The sequence below is a fragment of the Sphingobium olei genome, from assembly GCF_042678845.1.
Classification (GTDB): Bacteria; Pseudomonadota; Alphaproteobacteria; order Sphingomonadales; family Sphingomonadaceae; genus Sphingobium; species Sphingobium olei.
In genome coordinates this window covers 39,950-56,429 of record NZ_JBHTLS010000006.1, presented here as the reverse complement: position 1 = coordinate 56,429, position 16,480 = coordinate 39,950, and the positions used below count along the sequence as shown (strand labels likewise).

General features: G+C 63.2%; 15 protein-coding genes and 1 pseudogene. 4 read left to right on the top strand and 12 right to left on the bottom strand.

The genetic code is table 11. The features are described 5' to 3' along the window. Positions 1–125: 125 nt before the first annotated feature. From ACFQ24_RS01585 to ACFQ24_RS01575, 3 genes and pseudogenes are all read right to left on the bottom strand, one after another. Positions 126–1,220: pseudogene (locus tag ACFQ24_RS01585) on the bottom strand (peroxidase family protein); the annotation flags it as partial. A gap of 256 nt (positions 1,221–1,476) precedes the next feature. Beyond that, entirely contained in the window at positions 1,477–2,172 is a 696-nt protein-coding gene (locus ACFQ24_RS01580; RefSeq protein WP_380908631.1) for an NAD(P)H-dependent oxidoreductase, read from the bottom strand. Positions 2,173–2,264: 92 nt separating this feature from the next. Then, positions 2,265–3,686, bottom strand: a complete 1,422-nt coding sequence (locus ACFQ24_RS01575; RefSeq protein ID WP_185707285.1) for a GGDEF domain-containing protein — start codon at positions 3,684–3,686, stop codon at positions 2,265–2,267. Between the two features lie 241 nt (positions 3,687–3,927). Here ACFQ24_RS01575 and ACFQ24_RS01570 point away from each other — a divergent pair, with 241 nt between their 5' ends. After that, on the top strand, positions 3,928–4,956 hold the full coding sequence (locus ACFQ24_RS01570; protein WP_185707287.1) for a magnesium transporter: 1,029 nt from the start codon (positions 3,928–3,930) through the stop codon (positions 4,954–4,956). Positions 4,957–5,036: 80 nt separating this feature from the next. Here ACFQ24_RS01570 and ACFQ24_RS01565 read toward each other — a convergent pair whose 3' ends face one another. From ACFQ24_RS01565 to ACFQ24_RS01545, 5 genes are all read right to left on the bottom strand, one after another. Further along, entirely contained in the window at positions 5,037–5,210 is a 174-nt protein-coding gene (locus ACFQ24_RS01565; protein WP_185707289.1) for a hypothetical protein, read from the bottom strand. 7 nt (positions 5,211–5,217) lie between these two features. Continuing rightward, positions 5,218–5,787 (bottom strand): hypothetical protein, encoded by a 570-nt coding sequence (locus ACFQ24_RS01560; RefSeq protein ID WP_185707291.1) that lies wholly within the window; start codon positions 5,785–5,787, stop codon positions 5,218–5,220. A 119-nt stretch (positions 5,788–5,906) separates the two neighbouring features. Continuing rightward, entirely contained in the window at positions 5,907–6,689 is a 783-nt protein-coding gene (locus tag ACFQ24_RS01555) for a universal stress protein (RefSeq protein ID WP_380908636.1), read from the bottom strand. Positions 6,690–6,854: 165 nt separating this feature from the next. After that, positions 6,855–7,676 (bottom strand): universal stress protein, encoded by an 822-nt coding sequence (locus tag ACFQ24_RS01550; RefSeq protein WP_185707295.1) that lies wholly within the window; start codon positions 7,674–7,676, stop codon positions 6,855–6,857. Between the two features lie 109 nt (positions 7,677–7,785). Next, positions 7,786–8,823, bottom strand: a complete 1,038-nt coding sequence (locus ACFQ24_RS01545) for a zinc-dependent alcohol dehydrogenase family protein (RefSeq protein WP_185707297.1) — start codon at positions 8,821–8,823, stop codon at positions 7,786–7,788. Positions 8,824–9,045: 222 nt separating this feature from the next. Between ACFQ24_RS01545 and ACFQ24_RS01540 the strand changes: the two genes are divergently transcribed. Further along, positions 9,046–9,600, top strand: a complete 555-nt coding sequence (locus ACFQ24_RS01540) for an NAD(P)H-dependent oxidoreductase (RefSeq protein ID WP_279606770.1) — start codon at positions 9,046–9,048, stop codon at positions 9,598–9,600. 77 nt (positions 9,601–9,677) lie between these two features. On the opposite strand, the gene ACFQ24_RS01535 is transcribed toward ACFQ24_RS01540, so the two are convergent. Further along, entirely contained in the window at positions 9,678–10,664 is a 987-nt protein-coding gene (locus ACFQ24_RS01535) for a zinc-dependent alcohol dehydrogenase family protein (RefSeq protein WP_185707620.1), read from the bottom strand. A 46-nt stretch (positions 10,665–10,710) separates the two neighbouring features. Beyond that, positions 10,711–11,223, bottom strand: coding sequence for a GNAT family N-acetyltransferase (locus ACFQ24_RS01530; RefSeq protein WP_185707299.1), 513 nt, complete (start codon positions 11,221–11,223; stop codon positions 10,711–10,713). Between the two features lie 302 nt (positions 11,224–11,525). On the opposite strand from ACFQ24_RS01530, the gene ACFQ24_RS01525 reads away from it, so the two are divergent. Beyond that, positions 11,526–12,902 carry a bifunctional enoyl-CoA hydratase/phosphate acetyltransferase gene (locus tag ACFQ24_RS01525; RefSeq protein WP_185707301.1) on the top strand — a complete coding sequence of 459 codons (1,377 nt, stop codon included), beginning with the start codon at positions 11,526–11,528 and terminating at the stop codon, positions 12,900–12,902. Beyond that, positions 12,899–14,122, top strand: coding sequence for an acetate/propionate family kinase (locus ACFQ24_RS01520; RefSeq protein WP_185707303.1), 1,224 nt, complete (start codon positions 12,899–12,901; stop codon positions 14,120–14,122). Before ACFQ24_RS01525 ends, ACFQ24_RS01520 begins: the two co-directional genes overlap by 4 nt. Positions 14,123–14,193: 71 nt before the next feature. Here ACFQ24_RS01520 and ACFQ24_RS01515 read toward each other — a convergent pair whose 3' ends face one another. Both ACFQ24_RS01515 and ACFQ24_RS01510 read right to left on the bottom strand, forming a co-directional pair. Continuing rightward, positions 14,194–15,159 (bottom strand): alpha/beta fold hydrolase, encoded by a 966-nt coding sequence (locus tag ACFQ24_RS01515; protein WP_185707305.1) that lies wholly within the window; start codon positions 15,157–15,159, stop codon positions 14,194–14,196. Continuing rightward, a complete protein-coding gene (locus ACFQ24_RS01510) occupies positions 15,152–15,919 on the bottom strand; it encodes a DUF6544 family protein (RefSeq protein ID WP_380908625.1) in 768 nt (255 codons plus the stop codon). The genes ACFQ24_RS01515 and ACFQ24_RS01510 overlap by 8 nt, the downstream gene beginning before the upstream one ends. Positions 15,920–16,480 lie beyond the last annotated feature (561 nt).

The following is a 16,480-nucleotide window of genomic DNA, read 5'->3' as shown; positions in this document are numbered from 1 at the left end:
TCGCTTCCATCGCCACCTTGGCCTTGAACTGCGCGCTGTAGCGCTTCCTCGTCGTCTTCATTCCCGTCCATTCCTTCAGGTCGGGATGAGCTTAACACCCTGTCCGAATTTCCGGGACCACCTCAATGCGCGCCGGGCGCGAGATCTTCCGGCGCGGGATGGACCGGCGTCCACTGCTTGGCGCCGGCCGGACTCTTCTCGAGCTTGTACTCATAGTCGAGAAGCATGTGAAAGTAGGTCATGTCCCACTTGACCGGCGTGGGCGTCCAGGGGCCTTCGATGCCGCTGGTGATCGTGTGGTCTCCCATGCCGCTTTCATGGCCGCTCTGCCAACCGAGCCCCTGCTGGGCGATGTCGGCGCCCTCCGGCTCGCGCCCGACCTTGGCGGCGTCGCCTGCGCCATGGCACTTGCCGAACGTGTGACCGCCGGCCGTGAGCGCGACGGTCTCTTCATCGTTCATCGCCATTCGCGCGAAGGTCATGCGGATGTCGCGGGCCGATTGCCACGGGTCAGGATTCCCGTCCGGCCCTTCGGGATTGACGTAGATAAGCCCCATCTGCACGGCGGCCAGCGGATCTTCGAACGCTTTGCCCTCGACGATGCGCGTCTTGGCGCCCTGGCCCACCCAATTTTCCTCGGTGCCCCAGTAGACGTCTTTCTCAGCCTCATAGACGTCCTTGCGTCCGCCGCCGAAACCGAAAACAGGCCCGCCCATCGACTCGATGGCGACGTTCCCCGCCATGATCAGCAGATCCGCCCAGCTCAGGTTCCGGCCGTACTTCTGCTTGATCGGCCACAGCAGCCGCCGCGCCTTATCAAGGTTCGCATTGTCCGGCCAGCTATTGATCGGAGCAAAGCGCTGCTGGCCCGAGTTCGCGCCGCCGCGGCCATCGCCGGTGCGGTAGGTGCCCGCCGCGTGCCAGGCCATGCGGATGAAGAAAGGGCCGTAATGCCCATAGTCGGCCGGCCACCAGGGCTGGCTGTCGGTCATCAAGGCCTTCAGGTCCGCCTTGACGGCCGCATAGTCGAGCGAAGCAAACGCCTCGGCATAATCGAAGTCGTCGCCATAGGGATCCCCGCTCTGGCCATGATGCGGAAGAATCTCGAGGCTTAGCTGGTTCGGCCACCAGTCGCGACTGGTGCGACCAAGCAGCGATCGCAGTGCTGCCGGTTCCTTGCCGGGGTCGCTGAGGGGGCTTGCGCTCGTCTTGGCATCCATTGTTCAATCCTCTCGTCAGGGCTGTCTTGACGGATAGTATGACATTCGTGCCGGTCGTTCACCGAAAAGCTGCCCAAAGGGGCGACTGAGCGTGGCATTATTGACACCTTCACCGTCGTGCACCGCCGGAAAGGGCCGCTCCCTGAATTCGCATGAGGGGCGACGTGCGCTCAACCGATTCAGACCTGGCCACGTAGGGCGAAAGAGGCGCGTGCCCTCCCCCGCCTTGCACACATATGATACCGGCTTGTCTCGTTCAGTGCTGCCCGCGCCGGGCGCGCCTTGCTGCTTCGGCCTCCGCTTCACGCCGATAGTTGCCCGAGGCAAGCATATCGCAGCAGTTCTGCGCCGCGCGGCGCACACGGTCCAGCTGCTCTGCCGCATATGCCGCATCCATATCGGGGACGACCGCGTCGATCCGAAAATGCTCGGCTCGGCTCATTGCCAGGCCGCGCCAGAGATAGACGTCGAAGATCGCCTTCAGCGAATGGACCTGTTCCTGCTGTTCCAGCCAGGGCAGCGGGGCGCCGGACGTGCTGAACGAGACGAGCGGCTTACCCTGAACAGGCGGTTGGCCCACAGCCCCCTGAAGATCGCGGAAGCTGTAGTTCGCTCCGAGAACGCGCTCGACATAGCCTTTGAGCATAGCAGGCGGCAGGCCATACCAGATCGGATAGACAAACACGAGGAGGTCGGCTGAACGCAGCAGCTCCAGTTCGCACTCGACATCCGGAGCAGGCGACCAGTCCGCGCCTATCGGGCGCTCGGATGCCTTGAGCACCGGATCGAAGCCGATCGCGTAAAGGTCGCGGATCACGATCTCCTGACGGCTGTCCTTGACCACTCCCGCATAAGTCGAGGCGATCGAGTGGTCGAAGCTTTGGGCCGAGGGGTTGGCGAGCACCAGCAGATGCTTGTGCACAGGGTGCGATTCAAACGGAGTATCGGCCATGATCAGCGTTCCAGGAGCAGGTCTCCCGAAACATGATGCGGCGACAGCTCTACGGCAAGGCTCGACCGCTTGCGAGGGACGGACTTCCGAGCTCAGGCGGCGAGAAGCGAGCGATTGCGGCCGAGCGCCTTGGCTTCATAGAGTGCGCGATCGGCCGCTTGCATGAGGGCTTCAATGGCCATGTCGGGCCTGGCGGGGGCACCCCCGCAGCTGATCGACAAGGGCATCAGCTTGCCCTGGAGGAGCCTTGGCGACGTGCTGACGCTTGTCACGAGGCGCGTGCAGATGTTTCGCACTTCCTGCTCGGAACGGGCGGGAAGCATGGCCAGAAACTCGTCGCCGCCGATCCTGGCAAGCACGTCGTCGTGGCGCAGAGTAGCCCTGAGAACCGATGCGATCCAGATCAGCGCCTCGTCGCCGGCCTGATGACCGAAATTGTCGTTGATCTGCTTGAAGTGATCGACGTCGATGGCAATCAGCCACATCGGCCGGTTGGCCGGATTCTTCATCGCCAGGTCGGCAGCCTTGAGAAAGCCAGCACGGTTGAAAACGCCCGTGAGCGGATCGGTGGCCGCTTTTCGCGCGAGTTCCTGCGTGCGCTCGAGGAGAGCGCGCTGTTCCTCGACCAAATCACTTGCGAGGGCGTTGCGAGCCCCCAGGCCCGCCGTGACCGGCAAACAGGTGAAGAGAAGGACCGCAAGGAAGAATTGAAGATAGAGCACCTGCTGATCCTGCGCATTCGCGAACATCACGATAGGGCCGTGTCCGGTGAGCGTCGCCGACGCGCCGATCAGGGCGATGAGGAGAACCGAGAGCTTGGTTCCCAGCCTGCCGGACCTGAAGCTCACGAGCATGACGAAGGGGAAGAGTACGAACAGAAGGGGCTTGTGGCCGGCGAAGAAGACAGCAGCCGCGCTCAGGACGACCAGGGATTGAAGAACCGCAAATTCCAGGCTCCGTTTCAGCGAGGCGGCGGCGAAGCAGCGGATGAGTTCACCTCGCAGGACGGCCACGATGGCGGGGGTGAAGATGAGCAATCCGAGCGCGTCCGCCAGGTACCAGGTCATCGCCGCGTCGGAGAAGCTCTGTTCGAAGACCAGAGCGGCGGTAATCCCTCCTCCAGCCGCGCTCGCTGCGGGCGCGATCAGCCCCGCCCAAAGCATGAATGTGCCGAGCGCACGGGGCTGGCCGATCAGGCTCGCGATACCGAGTTTACTTCGTAGCGCGATGGCGGCAAGTGCGACTTCAAGAAGGTTCATCGCTCCATAGAGCAGGCCGCCCAGAAACACGCCTCTGGTCACGAGATTGGCAGCGAGGTTCGCGATGAGCCCTGCCACCAACACCGAGGTCCAGCGCGGCTTGTCGTCGACCAGGAGAAGCGCCAGGAGCGCGGCATTTGCTGGCCAGAAAACAGCGATGCCCGTTCCGTTGGCGGTAAGGGTAATGGTGGCCGTCGCAAGCAGAAAATAGAGGACGCCCGCGAGGAGCGCGCGGTCCCAACCGCGATCATGCATGGTGTTTAAGAAACTCTGATTTGGCACAAACCGGCAGTTGCCGAAAAATGGTTATCGACTCATTGCCGCGGCCCCGCCGAGCGGAGATTTTCAGGCAGTCGGTTCTGGATTGCGACGCCAGTCGAGGGCATCGGCCCCGAGCCGTTCCGGGGCGGTGAACATCACCGCCGTAGTGCTTGCCGCGCACGACGCCATATGACCAGAGTGGCTTCCCCTCTCCATGGGCAATCGGAGCGACTTGATGGCAGACGCAAATGCCCAAAGCTCGGCAGCGCCGACCGCCTCGCGCGAGGCAACGAGCGCGGTGAGATCGGCGCGCCGCATCCACGACCTCATCGCGCGCAAGGTACCGACTGCCGCGCCGGATGATCCGATTTGCCAGGTTCGCTCGGGCATGGTGGGCGGCGCTTGGGATCTCGTCGAGGTTGTGGCGATCACAGGTGAGGACGGGCGGTTAGCAGGTGTCGTCGACACCCGCGATCTGTTGGCCGCGGCCGATTCGGCGCAAGCAGTGGGCGCCCTGATGTGTCCATGGCCTGTCGTCGACATCGAGAGCACGCCCGAACGGACGGCGCTTGCCGCCCACCGCCACAATGTCCCGGCACTTCCGGTGGTCGACAGCGGCGGCGTTTTCCTCGGATGCCTGCGCGCGGAAATCCTGATGGACATCCTGTGGCAGGAACACGCAGAGGACCTCCACCGCTTCGCAGGATTGCAGCGCGAGACACGGGGCGCACGCCGAGCCTTTCTCCTCGACTCGCCGTTGCAGCGCTTGCGCGAGCGCGCTCCCTGGCTTCTGGCCGGAGCGTTAGGGAGCATGCTCGCGACATCTCTGATGGCGAGCTTCGAGGCGGCGCTTGCCGTCAACGTCAGCATAGCCTTCTTCATTCCCGCGATCGTCTATTTGGCGGACGCAGTCGGCACGCAAACCGAGGCCATCGCAGTGCGCGGGCTTACGCTTGAGCATCGCGCGCTTGGCCATGTCGTCGTTCGGGAGGCGGCTACCGGGCTGCTCATCGGCATCCTGCTGGGGCTGATCGCTTTGCTGGGCATCACTTTCGCATTCGGAAGCAGTGAACTCGCGTTGGCGGTCGCGCTTGCCTTGGTCGCGGCCAGCGCCTTTGCCAGTGTCTTTGGCGTCACGCTCCCATGGCTGCTCGATCGCGCCGGTTTCGATCCCGCCTTTGGCGCAGGACCACTGGCGACGATCGTCCAGGATCTGGCAAGCATTCTACTTTACCTGTCGATGGTTCAATGGCTGGTGCTGTGAGCATCGGATATGCCACTGGAATGCCGCGGCCGATAAAGGCGCTTCTTCCATCGTCGTCGGCCGCGCCTGGGTGTCGAGCGCTACGCGTCGAGCACGAGGACGAGTTTATCGCGGCTCAGGATGATGCGCTCCGCGGCCTGCGCGGTTAGGCGCTGGCCGATCCGGAATTGCCCCAGCCGTTCGAGCGGCGACCAAGGCGGCTGCGAGCCGCCGGCGCTCGGCAACCGAAGTTCTTCAGGCCTGAGAGCATCCATCCACTGCTCAGCGGGCAAAGCGCGCAGGCCGACTGTCGCTGACTTGCGCCGGGCTTTCGTCACGGAGAAGCTGGCGAGCGATTGGCGTGAGCGTATAGACCGCCTGTCGCTGGCCACCGCGATTGTGATGATCGACGCAATAGCCTTGATAGTGACGGACGATAAGACCTGCGCGAACGAGGTCGGATACCGCCCGGCTGACGTTGGTCTTGCCGGAAGCGCGAAGTCGCTCACGAATTTCGCTGTCGATCGCTATCACCGCTGCCGCGGGGTCGTCAGGCAGGGCAGCAGCGCGGGCAAGCTCTTCCCGTATGCGCGAGGCGAGCGCGACCCGCTTTGGCTCGCGGTGCCCCATCGGCATCAGCGCGTCACACAGCCAGTCGCGGATCGAGACAGCACGGCCTTCCCGCTGAACGGTCGGCCCCGCGCTTCCTCCTGGGCCCGCGACCTTGGCGATGAGGTTGAGGACCATGAAGGCGTAGCGCGGTCGCGCCGAGTTGCGGGCGAGGACCTCGAGCAAGCCCGGCATGTCCAGGCGGGGCGCTTCGGCGCAGGCGTGGATCGGTGACTGGTACATGCCGCGAATCATGCACAACCAGAACGAAAAGTGAATCGCTTCTCGTCCGAGGCACGCGACTTTGTCGTCTATGACACTTTGCCCGAGGGTAAAGTGTCATGCAGGGCTCTTTGCGGGCGTTACCGGGCGAGGAAAAGCGGCACCGGGCTTTGCCTCAGCAGACTACGTGTCACTCCCCCGAACAGGGTCTCGATCAGGCGACCACGGCCATAACCGCCCATGACCATGTAATCGGCGCGGCGGTCGCGGATTTCGGAGACCAGGATGTCGGAGACCGAGCGGCCAAGAAGCTTTTCGAAGCGGATCAGCGGATGAATGTCGTGCCTGGACAGGTAAGCGGCTGCGTCGCGCGCCGAGGTTTCGAGCGCGCCATCATCGACCTCGAGCAGGATGACCGATTCAGCAAGCTGCAGCAGCGGCACCGCGGCGCGTAGCGCCGCAGTGCAGGCTGCGGAACCGTCCCATGCCACGATCGCCCGTCCGCTCGGCCGGAAACACGGCGAGGCTTCAGGCACGGCGAGGATCGGCTTGCCCGAGCGCATGATGAGCTCGCTTGCGAGCTCTCTCAGGTCATGGCGCGATGAGCCCGTCAGGGTGCGATTGACCACGATGACATCGGCGAGCGCGGCTGAATCCTCGATCGCCGGAGCAAGATCTCCGACAACCGAACTCAGATCCCACGAGGCATCCTCGCGGCCGAGCCGGTCGCGAAGACTTGCGACATTCACGTCCTCCCGCTCACGCTCGTCCTGCAGCAGCATCGCGCTTGCGTTAGCCGCCAGCGGATCTCCGACCAGCGCCGGCATCGCAACGACGTCGAGACAGATCAGATGTCCTTCGATCGCGCGCGTCAGATCGAGGGCGGCCTGCAGCCGACTCTCCTGGCCGCCGTCGTCATGCACCAGCAACAGAACATTCTTCATGGGGGCTCTCCATCGCGCCACGATCGCGGCAGAGTGCTGATTGCGCCGGCCGCGTGCCATCAGGAACTATACGGATGCGAGCACGGGTTAGTTTACGCCCAGATCCCTGCGCTCCCCCGCGATGTCTTTTCCGCCAAGGCCACTCTAATGAGCAAAGAGGAGCGGCAAAGCCGCGCCGCCGAGGAGGTCACGCGTCACGCCGCCCAGGATCATCTCGCGCAGGCGCGAATGACCATAGGCACCCAGCGCGAGCATCTGGGCGCCATGCTGGCGCGCCGCCCGGACCAGCATCTCCGCGTCCGAATCCCCGCCGCCACTAATGGCCCGGACCGTGGCGCCAAAGCCATGCCGCGCGAGATGATGCGCGATGTCGGCTCCGGGCTCCGACCCGTGCCCCTTGGTCGAAGGCCGCCCATCGAGAACGAGCACATCGGCCTTGGCGTTCACCGCTGCGATCGTCATCGCCTCCCGCAAGGCATGGGTGGCCTCGCGCGTCGCGTTCCAGCCAAGGGCGAACTGATCGATCGCCCGAGGCTTGTGGCCGCTCGGCAAGATCAGGACCGGGCGCCCCGACTCGAACAAGATGCTTTCGATGATCTGCCTTCTGATCAGCGGATAGCCATAGGCTTCCTCAGGACCAAAAAGCACGAGATCGGCGTAGCGTGCCTGAACGCTGGCGCTGGTGTAGATGCCTTCCGGCAGATCGGAGATCGTTCTGATCTCGATGCGAGCGCGCGATGCCCATTGCGCGATCCGCTGCTGCTTGGCGTCCACTGCGCCCAGGAAGTCCCGCAGGACGATGAAGGGCGGACCATACATGTACCCGTATTCGGGCGAGGGTATCACCGATAACACCAGGAGCGTGAGCCTTGCGTCGTGAAACTCCGCGAAGCTCAGCGCATCTTGCACGAACTGTTCGTCACTGTCGCTCGTGTCCACGACGGCGAGAAGATCCTTGATCGCCATGCCTGCCTCCGTTCATCAAGTTTCGTTGTGCTGAAGCCGCCCGGACTCTTCACGGCTCAGATCGGTCGTTGCATTCCAGCCGATGGACGCGCCGATAGGAAACTGTCGCTCACGGCGTGATGATCACCTTGAGCGCCTGGGTCTGCGCCGCCTCCGCGAACGTGTCATAGGCGTCGAGGATCTGCGCGAGCGCAAATCTGTGCGTGATCATCTGTTCGGGCCGCAGCCGCTGCGCCGCGACCGTCTTGAGGAGCATCGGCGTACTGACGGTATCGACAAGCCGGGTCGTGATCGTGATGTTGCGCGACCAAAGCTCTTCCAGGTGCAGATCCGCCTTGGCTCCGTGCACGCCGACATTGGCGACGACGCCGCCGGGCGCCACAAGCCGGGTGCATAATTCGAATGTCGCAGGAATACCGACCGCCTCGACCACTGTGTCGGCACCCCGGCCGTCGGTGAGTTCCATGACGCGGGTCACAGCCGCCTCGGCGGCGCCATTGATCGTGCCGGTCGCCCCAAAAGCCCTGGCGACGGCGAGCCGGCTTTCGTCGAGGTCAATCATGATGATCTGCGCCGGCGAGTAGAATTGGGCAGTAAGCAAGGTTGCAAGACCGATCGGCCCCGCCCCCACGATCGCGACGCTGCTGCCGGGCGCCACCTTGCCGTTGAGGACGCCGCACTCGAAGCCGGTCGGAAAAATGTCGCTGAGCATGACGAGCGCTTCCTCGTCCGCCGCTGCGGGGATCGGATGAAGGCTGTTGTCGGCATGCGGGATCCGCACGAACTCAGCCTGAGTGCCGTCGATCGCATTGCCGAGGACCCATCCCCCGTCGAGACAATGCGAGTACATGCCGCGCCGGCAATAGTCGCAGCGCGAGCAAGAGGTGATGCAGGAAATCAGGACGCGGTCGCCTGGCTTGAAGCGGGTGACGCCCTCTCCCACCGCCTCTACGATGCCGACGCCTTCATGGCCGAGGATCCGGCCAGGCTGGCATGTCGGAACGTCCCCCTTCAAAATGTGGAGATCCGTGCCGCAGATCGTCGTCTTCGTGACCCGAACGATGGCATCGGAGGCCGCCGCCAATTCTGGCCTGGGCCTCTCATCCAGGCTCTTGCGACCTGGACCATGATAGACGAGCGCTTTCATCCTGCTCTCCGCTGCTGACTGCCTCATCGAGTGCGACTGTAGCCGGGAACATCCCTCCGGACCTCGTCGTCCCCGTTCCAAGCGATGCCTGCAACCGCCCGCCAGATCATTCAGTAATGTTACGGTGCCGAGGCCCTCGATGATCGCTATCATGCTACATCCATCTTATGCGTCGCTTGAAGATCGCGAAGACGAACCGGCGCCAGATCAAGGCAGGGTGCGATGACACGAATAGCCATCATCGACGGACATCCCGACGCGTCCTCCGAGCGCTTCGTTCACGGGCTCGCCCGGACATATGCGGACGCAGCCGCCGATGCGGGGCACGACGTCGAACGAATCAATGTGGCCGAGCTCGAGTTCCCCGTTCTGCGCTCACAGGCTGAATGGCAGGATGGATTGGTTCCGGCCGACATCGAGCACGCGCAGCAGGCGATCATGCGCGCGGAGCATCTGGTCATTCTCTACCCGCTCTGGCTCGGCGACATGCCAGCCTTGCTCAAGGCTTTCCTGGAGCAGGTCGCAAGGCCAAGCTTTGCATTTCGCTACAAGGAACATGGCCTGCCTGAGAAACTACTTGGCGGACGGTCCGCGCGGGTGATTGTCACCATGGGTATGCCCGGCTTGTTCTATCGGTTCTTCTATCGCGCGCACCAGCCTCAAGAGCCTCGAGCGCAACATCCTCGCCTTCACCGGGATTGGACCGGTCCGCCACTCGGTGATCGGTGCGGTAGAGAATGCCGATCGTCGCAGCCGCTGGCTTTCGCGCATCCATGATCTCGGCCGGCGCGCCGCCTGAGGCGGCCGTGATCCGCTGGAGGCGATCGGCGGTCACCGAGGCTCGCATAATCGATTCACGCGGGAGCAATGAGCACGGCAGCGCCGGCGAGCCTGCCGCTCCGCAGGTCATCAAGCGCCGTGTTCGCCTCTTCTAGCGGGTAGCCCGTCGTGACCGTCTTCACGCCTGCTTTCTCGGCGATCTCGAAGAATGTCGCGCCATCGTCGCGCGTGAGATTGGCGATCGACTGGATCGACCGCTCGCCCCACAGGTCTGTATACGGGAAAGCAGGAATATCGCTCATATGAATGCCGGCGCAGATGACGCTGCCACCCTTGCGGACTGCTCGAAGCGCGGCCGGCACCAGTGCGCCCACCGGCGCGAAGATGATCGCGGCATCGAGCTCGGCCGGCGGCAGCTCCTCGGATGATCCTGCCCACAGGCAGCCGAGCGATCGAGCGAAATCCTGCCCTGAACGGTCACCGGATTTCGTGAACGCATAGACCGCCCGCTGCTGCCAAACCGCGATCTGCGCGATGATATGCGCCGCTGCGCCGAAGCCATAGAGCCCGATACGTTTCCCCTCGCCCGCTGCGCGCAGCGCGCGCCATCCTATCAGACCCGCGCAGAGCAGCGGCGCCGCCTCGGCATCGGAGAAGGTCGCGGGAAGCGGGAAACAGTAGCGCGCGTCCGCTAGGGTGTGCGTCGCATAGCCGCCATCGCGCGTGCAGCCGGTGAAATCCGGCGCATCGCAGAGGTTTTCGGCTCCCGAGCGGCAATATGTGCAAGCGCCGCAGCTATGCCCGAGCCAGGGGATACCGACACGTTCGCCGATCTGGAATGACGCTACCCCTTCGCCCAGCGCCTCCACTCTGCCCACAATTTCGTGACCGGGTACGATCGGCAGATGGGCTAGAACCTCCCCGTCGACAATATGAAGGTCGGTCCGGCAGACCCCGCAGGCCGAGACCTTGATCCGTATTTCGCCCGGCCCAGGCTCAGGCACGGTGCGTGTCACGCTTCGGAGCGGCGCGCCGACGCTGTCGAGCTGCATGGCCGTCATCGCGTCCGATCCGGAAGATAAGCCCTGCGTCACCATGCCTGACCTATCACAGCTCTTTGGTGACGATCACCAGGGTCGAGTCGTCGTCATAGGGCTTGACCGAGAAGCCGAAGTCACGTTCGACCCCGATCGCAGGTTCGTTCTGGCGGCTTTCCACGGCTTCCAACGTCTCCACGCCCGTTGCCCTGGCGTACTCAGCGGCGTGATTGAGCATGGTCCAGCCGACGCCTTTCTGCTTGTAATCGCCCCTGACCACGATCGCGACTTCCGCGCGTCTGCCCGCCTGATCCTTGGCGATCATGGCGGTGGCGACCAGCGTGTCATCATCGGTGAACGCGAGGAAATCCTCGGTTTGTTTATGATCCACATTGGTCATCATGGCGATCTGATCGTCAGAAACCTGATTGATTCCCGACAGAAAGCGAAATCGCAGATCATCGGTCGTAACCTTTGCGAAAAACGACTTGAGCAAGTCTCCGTCCTCCCGGCCGACGGGTCGTACCCGGAGCGACAGACCGGATCGGGTTTCGAGCGAGGTCGATTGCGCATTCGCTTCCATGATCGATGCTCCTTGTTTGAATTTGCAGCTGCTCGGATGCCTTCCTTGCCCTAGCGAACGCCAAGGCGACAAACCGGTTTCACGTGAGTTCGATCTTCCCGGGCAAGTCGTACCGGCGCGCGCCGCCTCGTCCACTCTAACCGATCGGCAGGTAGCCCGCTATGAGGGCGACAAGGCTTATGTGTTACGACAAACGTGCCGGCCGTTCGCCTGAGCCGATCAGGATGGATCTTCATGCGGTTGCGGCGAATTGAACGAAGATACGAATTGGAGGCCGTGAACGGCCGTCGGAGCGATCGCGCATGAACAATGAAGACCAGATCGAAAACCGTACGTATGACGAAATCCGGCTCGGTGACACGGCAAGCCTGACCCGCACGCTGACCGCCCACGACGTCCAGCTTTTCGCGCTGTCGTCGGGAGACAGCGGCGATGGGATCGCTCATGGGGCTTGGACATGCGGCTTGATCTCGGCCCTGATCGGGACCGAGCTTCCCGGGGCGGGAACGGCCTATCTCAGCCAGTCCTTTGACTTCGCAAGACCGGTGGCGATCGGCGATGCGATCACCGCCACGCTCGTCGTTACCGAGAAACGCGATAACTTCGGCTCGGTTCTCCTGGACTGTCAGTGCCGCAATGCGGTGGGGGAAACTGTTCTCGCGGGGCGTGTCGAAGTTCAGGCGCCGCGGGAAAAGATAAGGCGCGCCCGCATGGCGCCGCCCGATATCGTCATCCCCTCCCATGATCGATATCGGCACCTGATCGAGCAGACGCACAGCCAGTCTCCTTTGGCGACGGCTGTCGCGCATCCCTGCAGCCCTCAGGCGATCGCGGCCGCCGCAGAAGCCGCAGAAGCCGGGCTGATCGCGCCGATCCTGATCGGTCCCGAGAAGAAGCTGCGTTCGGCTGCCGAGGAGGCAGGATGCGACATTTCCGCTTTCCGGCTGGTTGCCGCCGATCACAGCCACGATGCCGCCGCGAGGGCCGTAGAGCTGGTCCGCTGCGGCGAGGCCGGCTTGTTGATGAAAGGCTCGCTGCATACCGATGAACTCATGTCGGCGGTCATCAACGCGGCGAGCGGCCTTAGAACCGAGCGGCGCATCAGCCATGCCTATGTGATGGACGTTCCCGGTCATCCAGTGCCGCTCATCATAACGGACGCGGCGGTCAACATCATGCCTTCGCTCAAGGACAAGGCCGACATCATTCGCAATGCGATCGACCTTGCCCATGTAATCGGGCTTGCCGAACCGCGGGTAGCGATCCTGTCGGCGGTCGAAACGGTCAATCCCGATCTCCCCTCGACGCTGGATGCCGCGGCTTTGTGCAAGATGGCGGATCGCGGTCAGATCGTCGGCGGGGTACTCGACGGGCCGCTCGCCTTCGACAACGCCATCAGTGAAGCAGCCGCCCGAGAAAAGGGCATTGCCTCCTCCGTCGCCGGGAAGGCCGAGATCCTCGTGGTTCCGAACATCGAGGCGGGCAACATGCTTGCCAAGCAGCTGACATTCCTCGGCGGCGCCGATGCCGCTGGCGTGGTCCTCGGCGCCCGCGTGCCGATCGTGCTGACGAGCCGGGCGGATTCGCTGCGCACGCGTCTGGCATCATGCGCGATCGCGGTGCTGCTTGCCCGCGCCGCGCCCAAGGCGGCGCCCGGGCCCTTGCGGGCAAACCCATGAAGGCGATCGTCAGCCTCAATGCCGGATCGTCGAGCATCAAGTTCGCCCTGTTCACGCTCGAGGACCCGGCCGCTCCGCATATGGTCGCGGGAGGAAAGGTAGAGAAGATCGGGATCAGCCCGTCTTTGACCATCCGAGCGGCGGACGGCACATTGCTTCATCAGCACGACTGGCGTGGGGGTGAAAGGCTGACGCACGCAATCCTGCTCGAGGAATTGAGCGGCTGGTTGCTTGGCCACCTCGCAGGTCACGAGCTCGTCGGGATCGGGCATCGCATCGTCCATGGCGGCACGCGTTTTGCTGAACCGCGCATTCTCGACCAAACCCTGCTGGCCGACCTCGAGGCGCTTTGCGCGCTTGCGCCGCTCCACCAGCCCCATAACCTCGCGGCGGTCCGGGCGATGATGAAGATCCATCCCGCGCTACCGCAGATCGCCTGTTTCGACACCGCCTTCCATCGCCAAATGCCTGAAACCGCTTCCCGCTTCGCCCTGCCTCGTGCGTTGCACGACGCAGGTATCCGCCGATACGGCTTCCATGGTCTCTCCTACGAGTTCATCGCCCGGCAGCTGCGAGAGGTGGAGACGAACTTGGCCGATGGGCGCGTCATCGCTGCTCATCTCGGGAATGGGGCGAGCCTTTGCGCGATGCGCGGCGGGAGGAGCATCGACACCACAATGGGGTTCACCGCGCTCGACGGTCTGATGATGGGTACGCGCTGCGGCACGCTCGATCCGGGCGTTGTGCTCCATCTACAGACCGAACTCGGCATGGGCGTTGGGGAGGTCGAGGAGCTCCTGTACCGTAAGTCCGGCCTGCTGGGCGTCTCGGGCATCTCCAGCGACATGCGCGCGCTCCACGATGCCGAAAGTCCGGCGGCTGGGGAGGCTATAGAGCTGTTTGTCTGGCGCGCGGCGCGGGAATGCGGAGCCATGGCCGCATCGCTGGGCGGGGTCGATGGCGTCGTCTTCACAGCCGGAATCGGCGAGAACCATGCCGGCATCCGCCGCCAACTATGCGAGCGCCTCGAATGGCTCGGCATTCGGCTGGACCAGCAGGCGAATGAAGAGAGCCAACAAATTATAAGCAGCGGGGATAGTGCTGTCCGTGTTCTGGTAATCCCGACCAATGAGGAGCTGATGATTGCGCTTCATACAGCGACGCTGCTCCGCAGACTGCGCGGCTCAGTTTCGCCTCAGCGCGGGGGTCGCTGCATCTAAACTTAGGCCGCGGGTCTGAGTTCGAGCACTCGCCACGTTTATGCGAAACGCTATCTTCAAGGCAGGGGCGCTCAGGTTTGATGAGCGCGGATGAACTTGGCTGTCTCGGCCGAGAAATCTCTCTGATGGCCGACAAAGATATGTCCGCCGGTTGCATAGACCACTAGCTTGGAGCCAGGAACCTGTCGCGCAATGGCTCTAGCGGTTGCCGCTGTCCCGAATCGATCGTCGTTCGCCGAAAGGACGAGCAAAGGTACCCGCAGCTGTCCCAGGTTGATCGATGCCGGATGTCCTGCCAGCTTGGCGTCGTTCAGCATTCCGCGCCATCTGCGGCTGATCGGCTGAATCTGGTCGAGAATGGCATGGGCTCGCTGCCGCTCGGCAATTGGGGCCTGCGCAACCAACTCCGGGTCGGTGGCAAGCAGGAAGCCGATCATCTGCTGGGCGAGCGCTTCCTTCGCAGCCCAGAACAGAAAATCGGAGGTCACCAACCGCTTCACCATCCAGCTCCTCAATGCGCCCATTTCGTTTGGGTCGTGCCCTTCGACGTTCGCCGCAGGAACGAAGAGAATGACACCGCTGGTCCGCTCGGGATGGCGAAGCGCGAACTGAACGGCCGGCAAGGCGCCTGCCGAGCCACCCGCGACTGCCACCTTCTCAAGTCTCAGATGATCGAGAAGTTCGACGAATGCGTCCGCCTGCCGCTCTGAGGATGGATCGCTCGGCCAGCTGCTCCGCAGATAACCAAACCTGGAAGGTGCAATGACCCGGACGCCATTGCCAATAAGGTTTTCGGAAAACGTCAGCCCCTGATCGAAACCGCCCCCGGTCCCATGAATCATAAGGAGCGGCGCGCCTTCTCCACGAACCGCGTACTCAAGCTGGCCGAACTGCGTGGAAATCGTTTGACTGCGGTTCGCGAGCCGCTGTTCGTGCCGTCGCATGTCGGCACGAAAATTGCTGAAGGCGAGCGCTCCCGCAACTGCGGCGACTCCCGCCACTCCGACGGCAATCATACGCAGCTTCGACTTACCCATAGACAGCTCCAGTAATGCGCGCTTGGAAGAATGCCAGGTAATCGTCAGTTCCAAAGTGATTGCCCACAGCAACTCCGGTTGGGATCGTGAAACCGTCGAACGTCGCTACAGCCAAGATCGTCCCGCCGAACGGCTGCAGCCTGAATACCTTGTCTGGGTTGGCGTTGGACCACCTCTGTCCGACAACCTCCTTTACCGCGCCCTCCTCGTCGAGCGTCATCCGTAGGACGATTGCAGGATCAATGCGCTCGAAGGTGACCTGCGCCTCGTCCGCTCCGACCTGCTCCCACTTCACCCCGCTATCGGGCAGCAGGCTCGCCGGCACCCAAAGGCTGCTCTCTATCGCTGCCCTGAACCGGGCCGAGCGCACCAGATCGGGCGAGCAACGCTCCTGCGCAACCGGTACCAACCCCATCCGCCAGAACCGAGTCCAGGCCTCCCCCGCAACCAGCGCGTCGGAGCCGACGATCGATATCGGGCCAGACCTCAGCTTCGGAAGCCAGACGAACTGGTCCGGCGCCCGCAGCACCTGCCGGGCGGCCATTCGATAGCTCTGCAAGTCTTCCTTGTCGCCGAGCAGAAACCTGCCAGTCATCTCAAGCTGCACGCTCGTATGCAGCGCTGTTCCTGGGGCAATGGCGCGTCGGAAGTAGCGCCGGACGATCTCCGGAAGTCGCTCGACGTGCGCCGGATCGAACCGCACGGGCGATGGCGACGGCGTTGCCGCGACGCGGATATAGGCTTCGTCGGCCTTGGTCATCGCCGCTCGCTGCAAGATGTATCCGACAGCTGCGCCGACGCTCCCAAGCGCAAAGGCGCCAATCCCGAACTTGGAAAGCAATCTCACGACACTGAACCATCCGCGAAGAACTTCGTATAAGGACGAAGGCGGTCAACCCGGCAACAACGCCCGACGTTTCCCAAATCTGCGATCGTCCCGGAGCGTCGGATATCCGAGGCTAATCGCGACAGCCGATTGCACGCCCAGCAAGAGCAGATAGGGCTCAAAGGCGCTACAATCCTATATGCTGTCTGTGCTGTTTCAACCCGGCCGACGCGACTTGCTGCTGCAAAAACTCAGGACCAAATTTGACGCCGATCAAAGTTTCCAAGCTTGTCGCACGCCACCTTGAGCAAAGAGGTCCAAAGAGAGGAGGCTCTCATGCTGAGTGCGATCGGCGCGAATTTCGAATATCTGGTGATCGGTGTTTTCGCCCTGTTCACCGTCGTCGTGGGCTATTTCTCGATCGAGGACGCGCTGACGCGTCGCTGATCAGCCGCTTTCGGGCGCCCTGGCTGGGCTGGGGCCCTTGTGCGGCGG